Source organism: Desulfococcus sp. (assembly GCF_050178255.1).
Classification (GTDB): domain Bacteria; phylum Desulfobacterota; class Desulfobacteria; order Desulfobacterales; family Desulfococcaceae; genus Desulfococcus; species Desulfococcus multivorans.
On sequence record NZ_JBFXGG010000090.1, the window covers coordinates 1 to 12,346 of the forward strand.

Below are 12,346 nucleotides of genomic sequence, written 5' to 3' on the forward strand. Positions count from 1 at the left end.
TAAAGCTTGCTCCGGGCGGCCCGGAAACTCGCTGCGCTCAAACAGTCCGGGCCGCTGATCCTCCGCGGCGCTTAAGCGGCACTAAAACTCACCGCTGAAGGGGCCCGGGCCGTATCCTCCCGGCACCGCTTTCCGGTTACCATCATGAAAGTCGAAAGTTGAGTCAATTAATTAAAAAATGCTGTTTTTTAAAACAAAAACTTCGGGTTAATGCAATTAGACATTGGCATATCGATCTCATTGACATGAATGATCAGAATCGAACGCCTCGCAGTTCTTGACAGTGTTGTATCCCCCTACTTTAAAACGCCCCAGTCCTGCAGCGCCTTTGCCGCCTCACGGGGTTTGAGGCCGCAGGTTATTTGAATCTGTCCGAGGAGTTGATCTCGCCGTCCGGCAAGGATGACAGCATCATTGTCAGTGAGCTTACCCAGTTTTTCTCTGACGTTGCCTCTGAGTTGCGTCCAGTTCCCTGCGACTTTATCCCATTTCATGACTTGCTCCTTTTCTTTTTCTACCCCCTTATTTCACGATCAGATCGTTCTTTACGGCCTGGACGCCCTTAACACTTTTTGCGATTTGACTCGCCCTGTCGGCAGCCTCTTGAGAATTGACAAAGCCGCTCAATTGAACGGTCCCCTTGTAGGTTTCGACACTGACCTGGAAGGACTTGAGAAAATCGTCAGTCGCGAGCAGCGATTTGACTTTGGTCGTAATGACCGAATCATCAACGAGCTCACCTGTGCTGGACTGTTTGGGCGTCGATGCACAGGCCAAGAATGTGGCGATGAACATGACAAGCACAACATAACCGACAAACCTGTTCCATTTTTTCATAACCTCTACTCCTTTCTGCGAACACCCTGCCTTTTCCGGCAAGCGTCCAGATGGTTACATCCTTCTTCGTCCCTGAATGACCTGGACCAGCACCACGATGATGGCGATGACCAGGAGGGCATGAATGATGCCGCCCATGGTGTAGCCGGTCACCAATCCCAGCCCCCACAGAACTAAAAGAATCACAAATACTGTCCAGAGCATGTTCGACTCCTTTCTGAATGCATTATCCGGACGCATTCTTGTATGGGTATAGAAACAACGGAAAGGCCCTCGACGAGAATCAGGTCAGATAGCGTGTCAGGGCCTTCATGGCCGTCACAATATCATCGATCGCCTTGTGGATTCCTTCGCTGAAGGAACCGGCGTCTGCGCGTTCGCCCTTTTCGATGCTTTCCTGTAGCACAAGCCTTTGTTTTTTTAATTCATCGGCATGGATTTCGATCTGGGTTCGCAGGGTTTCATCCATATCTTCGATGAGCCCGGAGTTCAGCTGGTCGAGCAATTCATCGGCCTCGGATAAAATGCCTTCGATTTTTTCAGGTCTGTGGTTCGTTTCCATGGCATTTCCTTTCTGAAATGATTCGGCCCATGCCGGGATATCCCTCCTCCGGAAGCCGATGCTCAGGCGCGGTCTTGGTCTTTCCCCCGGGCGCCAAGAACGGCTTCCATGCCTTCCGATTGCTGGATGGTATAGATATGGATCCCATGCGGTTTTTTTAAAAGACTCCTTGTCCCAAGTAAAACCCCGAACATTTCGGACTTCAAATGACGATCCAGATCTTTTCGCGTTCGCCACTCCTCTAAAAGGTTCAGAAGGTTTCTGTCATCGATGTAACAGAAGAGCGCATAGCTCAGACAGCCCACCTCCTTTTCCATTGCCCCGACCATCGAAAGAAGCGTCTGCACCAGTTCTTTCTGCTTTTCCTGAAGTACGTCCATGGTAATTTTAACAACGATCATTGCGGCCACCTTTCGGCACTATCTGAACTTTTGACGATTCGACGATTTCGAACACTTTGGGATAGTCTGCTTCAGCCGAATCAAAGCTTGTCTATGATTCGCAGTGCGCCGGGGGCGCGACACTTGAACGAAATCGCGTGGGCCGCGGGCCGTATCCTCCCGGCACCGGCCTATGAAAGGCGAAAGTTGAGTAAGATTTTTTTCTATTCAGATATATATCCAATCTTCATGCCATGATTCGAACATTTGATTTTTATTGAATAACAGTTTGATTTATAAATAACTTGTTTGGAAAACGGTGACAGGAAAGGGGATCATCAGACGCATGAACAGGGGGATATTTGACCAATGGCCATATACGACCATTATTAAAAAACGACGTCTGTGGGACGAAGGAGCATCGCAGAACACAAATGGGATATGAAATTATAATCAGGGTTTGCGGATATGGAGTTTGCGCATGCGGGCGCGCAGTGTGCTGCGGTTGAGACCAAGGATTTCAGCCGCACTGTTTTTGCCGCTCACTTTCCACTGGACCTGTTCCAGCACCTGAACAATATACTCCCGTTCAACCTCCGCCAGGGTTTTTCCGGACCGGATGAAATCCTTCCGGGGCGTTTTCAGCTCATCCGCCAGATGGAGTTTGGGTCCGGAGGAGTTGATCACCGCCCGTTCGAGGATATTTTCCAGTTCACGGACGTTCCCAGGCCAGTGATACGCCCGCAACGCGTTCATGACACTCACCGGGATCAGCTTGATGGATTTGCCCATTCTTTTTGATATCCTATCAACATAGAAATCGACCAGCAGGGGAATGTCATCCGGGCGGTTTCGAAGCGGCGGCATAGTGATCGGAAAGATATTCAGCCGGTACCAGAGATCCTCCCGGAATCTTCCCATGCGGACTTCCTCTTCCAGATTGCGATTAGTGGCGGCGATGATACGAACATCGGCTTTTATCGTTTCAGAGCTGCCCAGACGCTCGAACTCACCCGTCTGCACCACCTGGAGCAGCTTGGGCTGCAGGTCCAACGGCAGTTCGCCGATCTCATCCAGAAACAGGGTAGCGCCGTCGGCGATCTCAAACCGCCCCAACCGTCTGCAAAGCGCACCGGTGAACGCACCTCTCTCATGCCCGAAGAGTTCGCTTTCAATCAGGTTTGAGGGCAGTGCGGCACAATTCATTTTGACCAGTGCACGATCCTTGCGCAGGCTCAGGCTGTGAATCGCTCTCGCCACCAGCTCTTTGCCGGTTCCGGTTTCGCCGAGAATCAGCACATTGGTATCCGTGCCGGCGATCTGCTCAATCTTGTAGAAAACGTACTTGATCTCATTGCTTTGACCGACAATATTCTCATGGTTAAATTCCAGCTTGATTTCTTCCTGAAGATACGTTCTCTCAGCTTCAAGTTGCTCTTTTAATTTTTCTATCTGCTGAAGAGCAGTTTCGGCACGATTTTTGCTTTTTTCCGCCACTTCCCTTGCTGCATTGAGTTCGGCCGTCCGATTTTCAACAATCTTTTCAAGATTCCGTTTGTAGCCTTCACGCTCCGTCACATCCTCGATGGCCAGAAGAATCAGCTGGACTTGCTTGCCCTTTCTATAAATCCGGCTCGCATTCAAATGCATGATCTTGGGGCCAATGGTTTCAAAGTTGTGTTCCACCTCAAAATCATGGAATCTGGTATTCTGAGGAATAATATCTTCAAGTAATTCCCGAAGCTTGGGGATGTTCCACTGCCGGTTGCCAATGTCGTATATCAAGACCCCCTCGGTCTGCTCGGGGCTTACGCTGAAGGTCTGATAAAAAGAATGGTTGGCTTTTAAAACTTTCAGATCAGAATCAAGCACCACGATGGGTTCACGGATCGACCCCATGATGCGATCAAAAATTTCCATAAAAGCCTTTTTCATGTGGTTATCTCACTCGATCCGCATGACCTGTTTGCCTTGATTCTATCAAAGAGTTGTTGGGCATCCATTATAATACATTTTTAGTTTAATATGGCTGTGATTGAAATTCAAGGGGCATAAGAATCAGGTCCGGAGCGCACCCACCAGGGGCGGTCACGGCGGCGGCACAGGGATATTGGGAGGATACCGTTAAAACCGGCTGCTGCGGAAAACAGGGCGGGATGAAACGCTCTTTTCAGGGAACGTCCGACAACGGAAGCCCCTTCAGACTCGTGAATAACCGATGCTGCCTTTTTGAAATTCTTCAATCACTTCACGGGTCAGAGAGGGGCCTTTTTTGAGATCATTTGACTGAAAAAGAACCATATGCCGCCTATTCCTTGTCTGCGTTATTTCCCATCTCGGGTTTCATATGGTCCATCATGTGCCCCTTCCTCATGTCATGCATCTTCATCATATGCGCTTGCATCTCCTTTCTCTGGGAGACCATTTCCTTGATGACGGCTGCCATGGCTGCCACTTTTTGATCCCCCTCCGCTGCATCCATGTCTGCTACTTTTGCGTCAAGCCGCGCATCCATTTCCTTCATCCTTGACATCATCTCGTCGCATTCTTTCATCTGCATCTCTGACATCTTCGGCATCCCCTGTTTATGTTCGAGAGGCGTCCGGACCTGCGCCGGATCGGCAGGAGGTTGCGCTTTTTCCTGTTGAGCGGATAAACCGAGCGGCACCATCAAAACAGCCAGCACGAGCATGAACGACATCAGTATTTTCATGGCCATCTCCTTCTTTGCCATAAAATCAGTTGCAGCATATTTCCCCTTTTGGAAAGACAGCGGGTATCTGGGTGTTTTCATTTTCTCATCTCCTTTTTGGGTTGTGGGTTGTTGCTGAGCCATTATTGTCAGGGACCCTGACCGATCTGTTGTACTGCTTGCAGTTGAGCGCTTTTCCAGCCGCGCAATCGAGAATGAAGCCTTCTGACCCCGGCAGGCTGTCCATGCATGGTTTGCAGCCATTCTGACTATGCCTCATACTCCCCCGGTTCACGGCTTAAGAAGGGTCGAACTCCCGACTGTTTTTGACGGATTCCCGCATGAGATTGAAGTGCACGCTGGAATCGGCCCATTCCACACGTTTGATCCATTGGGGCGACAAAAGAACTGTCTTCCCCGGCAGCCAGTCGGCGGTATCCACAACCAGAAAATGAATCCTCCACGTTTCGTCGTCAACCATAAAATCTTCCACATGACCGATTTCGCCGTCAACTGCATGAATATTCTGGTTTGCCGAAGGCGACAGGCGTTTTATGGGCTCAGCCTTTCGAGGCTGGAGATAACGCCGCACAGTTCCTCATCGTTTGTCCGCTTCCATTGCTTCCATTGCTTCCAATACATGCGCAAGCCGGCGCTCAAATCGTGCCAGGTCGTAAGGGGATCCGATGGTGCGTTCGGCCAGATCGGCGATCCATTGCACCTGGTTACGGAGCACCCGTCGCCGGCCTGGTCCGGCTGTCATACCGGCGATGGTTTGAAGGGCGTCTATCATTCGCGACATGATGGCGACGTTACCCGCGGCATTCTGACGGATCTGGTCGAAGGCTTTGGCCAGCAGGCTCTCGAAGCTCGGGCCTCGGGCAATCACGCGCAGTTCTCCCTGGTCCAGGCCGTGGGAGGGCCCAATCCGGCGGGCCGCGAGCCGTACCAGGATGGCCGTCAGATAGTCCACACACATCACCGCGGTCGTGGTGTCGTTGATGCCGGGCGACAGCGCTTTCATGGCGATATCCACGATCTGCCGGATCCCGTACGCAGCATCCGCTTCCACCATGCGCTGACGGCTGACGACATAGGCCGCGTTCAACCCGGCCGTTGTCTCGTCGTCCGGATCGCCCGGGGCAAGCAGCGAAACCAGCGGCGCGCCCTCGACGACAAACTCCCCGATGCCGCGTTCCATCCGCAGGATCGTCCCGCGTTCCCGGGCCGCATCCAGGAGGGCGTCCGCGTCGACACTCTCGATGTAACCGGTATGCCGGGCCGGGACGACAGACCAGGGCTGATTCGCAAGGGACGTTGCGAGGTCGCCGTCCACGTTTTCGTCCTCGTCTTCAGCCAACTCTCCGGGAAACAGGTGATCCACGGCCGAGAGGGTCTCCTGTGCGGCCCTGGCAATGATGTTCGACGCCTGGATGGACATCGAGATGTGGTGAATGAAGTAGATCAGAAAGGCGATCCCGACGAAGGCAAGGATCAAGCCGGCCAGCACCGCCAGCGAAGGGACGAACCCCCCTTCGCCCCCCCCGCGAATCGTTCGAAGCACCACCAGACAGTATGCGAAGATGCCGACGAACACGCCGAGCACCACCTGGTTGACGCGATCACGCATGAAATTGCGAATGACCCGCGACGAATACTCACTGGACGTCAGAGAGATGGCAACGAGGGTGATGGAGAACACCACCCCGGCCACCGTGATCATCGAGCCGGCGACGCTCGTGAGCAGGCCGCGGGCACCGGCAGCGCCGGCGCCGAAGAGCAGCGGCCAACGCTCGACAGCACGCAGATCGACGGTCGCGTCCACAGTAATCAGAACGGTGGCGAGCACCACGGCGCTCAGCACGATCGCTGCCGGTACGAACCAGAAGCTCGACCTGAGTTCCTGCCACCAATGGTTCAGTTTCATTATCATTCCTGGTTGCCTTCCCGCTATGGTTCTGGTTCTTCCGTCTGTTTCATAGAGAATCCTCATATTCACGTCCCGATCCGGGGAGGATGGGAATCGTCTTCAGGCATGTAGCCTTTTCTCAAATCGGACAGAAAGCCCGCCATTTTTTCCGGAGAAACCGGGGTTAACTCCGCAAAGGGCCGATCCGTGATCTCTTTCCGGAAACGGTCGGCGAAGGGTTTGCGCGGCGCGGCGCGGAACAGGATTCCGGTAGGGATCCTTTCTCCCGTTTCCATGGTTTTTTCCAAGGCCGTTTTTCGGTCGGTCGGGTCATAATCGTCACCCAGTATGTATACCCTTTCCCGATACCAGCTCAACGGATGCGTCCCCCAGGTGATGCACGGCTGGATGACCTCTACAACGGACAAGCCGGGATGACTGACGGCTTCCATCAAAAGCGATTTCAAATGATCGCCGTCCCCTGCAAAGCCCCGGGCCACAAGCGTACAGTCATGGACGATGGCGATGGCCGGCATGTTCAGGGGCGCGATTTCCACGCCGCTGATCTGAAGGCTTCGTTTCTCTCCGAGCCTCGTGGTCGGGGAAGCCTGGCCTTTGGTAAGGGCATAAAACCCGTTGTTATGGACCACTACCGTGATATCGGGATTGCGACGCAGCGCATGGAGGAAATGGTTGCCGCCTTCTCCGTAACAGTCTCCTTCCCCGGTGACGACGATGGTTGTCAGGCGTGGATTGGCTACATGGATGCCCAGGGCCGCCGGAAGGGCTCTTCCGTGCAATCCATTAAAAAAATTACATTTGAGATAGTGAGGCAATTTGGCGGCCTGTCCGATGCCGGAGACGAGGCAACATTCGTGGGGCTGTTTTCCCAATGCTGCCAAAGCCGTCTTGAGGGCGTTCAGGATTCCGAAATTCGGGCATCCGGGGCACCACTGGGAAGGGACATCGTTCTTGTAGTCGTCGATTTTCACCATTGCAGCACCTCCTGAATGTAGAGTCCGGTCAACGGCAGGCCGTCATAGCGATGGACCTGGCCTGCGAACGTAATTCCGTATTCGGAGCGCAGCAACGTCGCAAGTTGGCCGGTGGCGTTGTTTTCAACGGTCCAGTAAGCCTTGCCTTCGGGAAACCGGTATGCCGGCAGGGGCCATATTTCCCTGAAATGGATCAAGCCCGTCCGGATTCCATTTTTGTTGAGCCGTTCAAGGGCTTCCAACAGGGCCGGGCGCGAGGAGCCCCAGCCCACCAGAATCCGCTCTGCGCCCTCGACATCGACCTCCTCGGGCGGTTGGATGGCGGCTTTCAGTGCCCGATGCTTCGCGAGGCGTTTTTCCACCATCTCCGGAACGGTTCCAGCAAGGTCTTCGGTGATGTGGCCCCGGGAATCGTGTTCATCGCTGTCCGCCGTCACCAGATGCAGGCTCTGGCCGGGGTACAGACGCGGAGATATACCGGTTTGCGTCACCCGATAGCGATGGTAATCGTCGATGACGGACGGGTCGGCCAGATGGAATTCGGGAGCATATTGCTCCAGACGGATGTCCGCCACGGAAAAGAGAGAATCCAGAAGGAACTGATCGGTAAGAACGATGACCGGTATCTGATAGCGGTCGGCCAGATTGAAGGCGCGTACGGTTTGCCTGAAGATGTCTTTTGCATCGGCGGGCGCCAGCACCGCTTTGGAAAATTCGCCATGTCCGGCATGAACGGCGAACAGGAGATCGCCCTGGGCGGTGCGGGTCGGAAGCCCGGTGGCAGGCCCCGGTCGCTGGCCCAGGACAATCACCAGGGGTGTTTCGATCATCCCGGCCAGACTGACGGCTTCCACCATCAGCGCGAAGCCGCCCCCGGAGGTGGCCGTCATGGCCCGGGCTCCGGCGAAACTGGCGCCGATGGCCATGTTGACGGCCGATATCTCGTCTTCCGCCTGCTCGGTGAACACTTCGAATTCCTTCTCGTTTTCGGCCAGAAAGGTGATGGTATCGGTCGCAGGCGACATGGGATACGCCGCCATGAACCGGCACCCGGCCAGAGCGGCCGCCATGGCGAGGGCTTCTGTTCCCGAGACGAGCAGGTACCGGGTGTCCCGTTCCGGAAGCTGCCAGGGACAGATGCCCTGACAGCCTTCACGGGCGAGGAGATAGCCCTTCTCGGCCGCAACACGATTGGCCGCCACGACGGGATCCCCTTTTTTAGCGAATTTCCGGGCGAGAACCGCATGGAGAATGCCGGGATTCATGCCGATCGCTGCCGCAAGTGCGCCGATGGCCAGGGTGTTGACGTATATCTTGTTGCCCAGTTCCTTCCGGGCGATATCCGAAAATGGAATGGAAATCATCCGGTCCCGAATCTTTTTCTCCGCGATGAGAATGCCGTCCGGTTGAATCAGAGGCCCGTATTTCACGGCCGCGTCGTCATTCAACGCCAGAAGGATATCCGCTCTCATGGCCGGTGCGTTGGCCGGTTTTTCGCTGATCCGGATGCAATAACTGTTCTGGCCTCCCCGGATTCTGGATTCGAATTCCTGCCAGGCGAATACGGCATAGCCATGACCCGCGATGGTTTCCCCAAGCACTTCTCCGACGGTCTGCACGCCTTCACCGGCCGCACCGGCGATGACCACATTCAGATCCTCCATCATGTGATGCCTCCCATGATTAGCGTTTATTCCAGTTTGCATTCAAGTTTTTCCCCCTGTCGGTCGGATTGCGACCAACCGCCTCTCTGGCCAGCGGAGCCTTGACCATGGCCCCGTCTTTGGGCAAGGCCTCCCATTGACACCCGGTCTTAATTCAAACCCGCTTCGGGCTGTGCCGGTTTCAAGACGCAACGCTATCCCCTCTCAGCGACCGAAACTGAAAAGATGGGCATCGCCTTCGCCTTTCTTGATTTCCGGTGGTTCCGGTTTCATGCTGTCAACCGGACGCAAATTCAATGAGCGCCGCAAAAGCGGAGAAGCCGGCACCGAATGCCAGCAGCATCCCTTTTTGGCCGGGCTGCGGCCGACCGCTGTCCAGAATCTCCCGCAAGACAAACAGAACGGAGGGTGACGACATGTTGCCGTAGTTCTTGAAAATGCGGTATGAAAAGCGCAGGACATCGTCGGCAAGTCCCAGTGTTTTGGCGACTTGGGCCAGCACCGCCGTGCCTCCTGGATGAACCGCCCACCAGGCAATGTCATTCCGGGTGAGTCCGTGCCGGTCCAGAAGCCCGGAGGCGACCTCCGTCACAGTGCGCGCGCCGATAACCGGCACCCGCCTGCTCAGATGGTTCCGCAGGCGGCCGCCTGCCGTCCGGTAATGCAGATCTTCGCGGTACCGGGGGAAAAGACCCGCCGCAAAGTCCACCATTTTCGCCAGTCCGTCCTGAGAGTTCTCCCGCGACAGATCGAGAACGACGGCGGCGGCGCCGTCACCGAAAATGGAATTGCTCACCACCAGTTCCGGCTCATGGCCGGGGAAAATGGTGGCTGAACAGATTTCCACGGCAAGGCTGAGAACCGGACCTTCCCCGCTTCGAATCAGCATGCCGGCAGCGGCTTCGAGATTCGGAATCGCCGCACCGCAACCCATCCCCATCAAGTCCAGGAAACGAATCGTTGTCTTGAGCCCCAGATCTTCAGCGATATATGAGCAGAGTCCGGGGCAGAGGTAGCCGGTGCAGGTGTTGAAAACCAATCCGGATATCTCGGCGGGTTCCACGCCGGCCTCCGCCAATGCGCGGCGAGCGGCGGCAACGGCTGTGCTGCGACCAAACTTGAGAAAGCGCGCCAACAGACGGTCGGGATCGGTCTCAAGGACATCCGCCTTCGCATCCATTCCCAGATAACGGCCTTTGATTTTGCCGTCCAGGAGAATGCGGCGATACAGATCCCGTTCGGCCGGTTTCAGGGAGAAATGCGTGAAGAAGTATTCGTACGCATCCTCTTGCGTTGCATAAAATGGCGGGGTGGCGGTGCCCAGCCCTCTGAGGATGATGGTTTTCACGACTTTTCTCCTTGTTTGAATCGGACGATGGCGGCAATCCGAAACCAGTGGGCCGGCTCCACGGAAACCGAGACGTCGTCGAGTTGCCGCAACAAGGTTCTCAGTTCATCGATTTTGAAGCCGCGCCGGATCGAGAGCAGAGCGTCATGCCGGACCCCTTCCGGCGCGTCGGTGGCGGCCAGCAGCAGTCTTGCCGCCAGAGACGCCAGGCGCGAGCGGCGGAGATCGTTGATGAGCATGCTGCTTCGCACGAAACCGCGGAGCCTGTGCAGCAGCATCAGGATCTGAGCATTACTGAAATGATGGAAGCACATGGAGGTCAGGGCATAATCATACGGTTCGACGGGTTGATGGGTAAAGGCATCCTCCTGAAGCAGTTTCACCGGCGGATTTCCCGCCCGGACGAGCTGTCCGCGTGCAATGTCAATTGCGTGGCCGGCCAATTCCAGGCAGGTGAAGTGTATGGGGATGCCGCAGGAGCGCGCCCAGCGGATCACCGCCAGCGGGATGTCGCAGCTTCCCGAGCCGATATCGAGGATGCGCAGGGGGGCGCAGGCATGGCGCTCAGCAGTTTCAGCGGCCAGAAAACGCCGGACCAACCGGATGCCGCCGAAGCTGTAATTGACCAACTCCATGAACCGGTAGCTGGCGGCGGCCAGCGACGGATCACAGTCCGGCCGGTCCAGAAGCTCCATCGCCGTGGCGCGTGAGTCAAACACCCCAGAGCCCTCCCTTTGCCATGGCATCGTCCATGATCGCATACCTTCTCAACATCTCGGTGCGGTACTCGGGCGAGATCGAAACGGCCTGGCCGGCAATCCGCTCGCAATAGCCGCAAGCCTTACAATCCATGGCGGTGCAGTCACGGCCGCGAAAACCGTCCAGGAAATTCTTCGGAATCTGCTGCGCATCCACCCGGATCGGACATTCCGGCAGCGGCGAGAGCCAGCCTTGCAGGCGCGCCAGGTCAAGCAGCGGTTTCAATCTCAGCGGATTCACCTGCCGAGGCTTGCAGAAATGGCGCAGGGTCCAGTGCGATTCCTTGTGAACCGGATTTTTAAACCCATACGACAGCAGCAGTTCGGCCAGATTGCCATTGAACCGACGCTCGCTGTATGCTTTGACGCGCCGCAGCAGTTCCACAGACGGAATCCCCCGTTCCAGAAGCTTGAAGGACGTGTATCCCATCGCTTCATACACGGCAAGGTCCTCCGGCCGAATCCAGGCCGACTTGATGAATTGCGACGGATCCGTCAGCCGCTGCCGGGAACAGCGCATAAAGCAGTAATCGATGAAGAGTGTGTCTGTCTCGTCAGATGCATGTGCAAAACCGTTCTGATGATAGGTTTGCATCGGACAATTCATCAGGCAGACGTGATTTGCGATCAGTTCCAGATCGCATCGGACGGCCTGGCGGATAGCCGCAAGGCGGGAGAAGTTCCGGTTGATCGAGAAGCTCTCCAGAACGATGGCATCCGCCCCGAGATCCTCCCAGAAGCGGGCGCGCCGGGGCGTGTCCACCTGGGCGTAAATCCCGACCCTTACCTTGAACTCGGGGAAACGGCGTTTGACCAGTTCCAGAAGAAACGGGGTGGATACGGTGACTCGGCGCACGCCCAGGCCGCCCAGTCTGGTCAGCAGGGCGGTCACCCGTTTCTGCCAGGGGCGTGTCCATTCGCGGTTGCCGAAACAGGCGCCGTTTAAAAGGTAATTGAAGGCAATGCCATGATGGTCGAGCAGGCGAATGTAACACCTCAGATCTGCTTCCGTGAGCGGTGTCGCCATGTATCGGGGACGGCCACTGCTGACACCGTCATCAGGGAACTTGCCGTAAACTTCATCGACCGGGTACGCAGCAAGCTTCGGAACCAGTTCCGGATCGTAGTTCGCCGCCAGTGAGAATCGGGTTGGCCCGGGTGCGGCCCGGACGGCGCTTGTCGGCTCATTTGGCATAGGGTT

General features: G+C 55.8%; 14 protein-coding genes. All 14 read right to left on the reverse strand.

Features of this window, described 5'->3' with window-relative positions; translation table 11 throughout:
- Positions 1–296 precede the first annotated feature (296 nt).
- Complete coding sequence (locus AB7S84_RS13485) at positions 297–494, reverse strand: CsbD family protein (RefSeq protein ID WP_020878445.1); 198 nt, start codon at positions 492–494, stop codon at positions 297–299.
- Between the two features lie 28 nt (positions 495–522).
- A complete protein-coding gene (locus tag AB7S84_RS13490) occupies positions 523–837 on the reverse strand; it encodes a BON domain-containing protein (RefSeq protein ID WP_020878446.1) in 315 nt (104 codons plus the stop codon).
- 54 nt (positions 838–891) lie between these two features.
- On the reverse strand, positions 892–1,041 hold the full coding sequence (locus AB7S84_RS13495; protein ID WP_020878447.1) for a lmo0937 family membrane protein: 150 nt from the start codon (positions 1,039–1,041) through the stop codon (positions 892–894).
- A 79-nt stretch (positions 1,042–1,120) separates the two neighbouring features.
- Entirely contained in the window at positions 1,121–1,399 is a 279-nt protein-coding gene (locus tag AB7S84_RS13500) for a hypothetical protein (RefSeq protein WP_020878448.1), read from the reverse strand.
- A 62-nt stretch (positions 1,400–1,461) separates the two neighbouring features.
- Entirely contained in the window at positions 1,462–1,800 is a 339-nt protein-coding gene (locus tag AB7S84_RS13505; protein WP_020878449.1) for a putative quinol monooxygenase, read from the reverse strand.
- A gap of 432 nt (positions 1,801–2,232) precedes the next feature.
- Entirely contained in the window at positions 2,233–3,714 is a 1,482-nt protein-coding gene (locus AB7S84_RS13510; protein WP_020878450.1) for a sigma-54 interaction domain-containing protein, read from the reverse strand.
- A gap of 373 nt (positions 3,715–4,087) precedes the next feature.
- Entirely contained in the window at positions 4,088–4,573 is a 486-nt protein-coding gene (locus tag AB7S84_RS13515; RefSeq protein WP_020878451.1) for a hypothetical protein, read from the reverse strand.
- Positions 4,574–4,769: 196 nt separating this feature from the next.
- A complete protein-coding gene (locus AB7S84_RS13520) occupies positions 4,770–5,063 on the reverse strand; it encodes a PRC-barrel domain-containing protein (protein ID WP_052018610.1) in 294 nt (97 codons plus the stop codon).
- Between the two features lie 6 nt (positions 5,064–5,069).
- Positions 5,070–6,404 (reverse strand): DUF2254 domain-containing protein, encoded by a 1,335-nt coding sequence (locus tag AB7S84_RS13525; protein WP_040416571.1) that lies wholly within the window; start codon positions 6,402–6,404, stop codon positions 5,070–5,072.
- A 62-nt stretch (positions 6,405–6,466) separates the two neighbouring features.
- Positions 6,467–7,375, reverse strand: a complete 909-nt coding sequence (locus AB7S84_RS13530) for a thiamine pyrophosphate-dependent enzyme (RefSeq protein ID WP_020878454.1) — start codon at positions 7,373–7,375, stop codon at positions 6,467–6,469.
- A complete protein-coding gene (locus AB7S84_RS13535; RefSeq protein WP_020878455.1) occupies positions 7,369–9,042 on the reverse strand; it encodes a 2-oxoacid:acceptor oxidoreductase subunit alpha in 1,674 nt (557 codons plus the stop codon). The genes AB7S84_RS13530 and AB7S84_RS13535 overlap by 7 nt, the downstream gene beginning before the upstream one ends.
- 274 nt (positions 9,043–9,316) lie before the next feature.
- On the reverse strand, positions 9,317–10,387 hold the full coding sequence (locus AB7S84_RS13540) for a type III polyketide synthase (RefSeq protein ID WP_428155023.1): 1,071 nt from the start codon (positions 10,385–10,387) through the stop codon (positions 9,317–9,319).
- Positions 10,384–11,106: a methyltransferase domain-containing protein gene (locus tag AB7S84_RS13545; protein WP_020878457.1), complete on the reverse strand. Its 723-nt coding sequence runs from the start codon at positions 11,104–11,106 to the stop codon at positions 10,384–10,386. Before AB7S84_RS13545 ends, AB7S84_RS13540 begins: the two co-directional genes overlap by 4 nt.
- Positions 11,099–12,346 (reverse strand): U32 family peptidase (locus AB7S84_RS13550; RefSeq protein ID WP_428155026.1); only part of this gene is annotated, 1,248 nt, incomplete at its 5' end. The genes AB7S84_RS13545 and AB7S84_RS13550, both read right to left, overlap by 8 nt.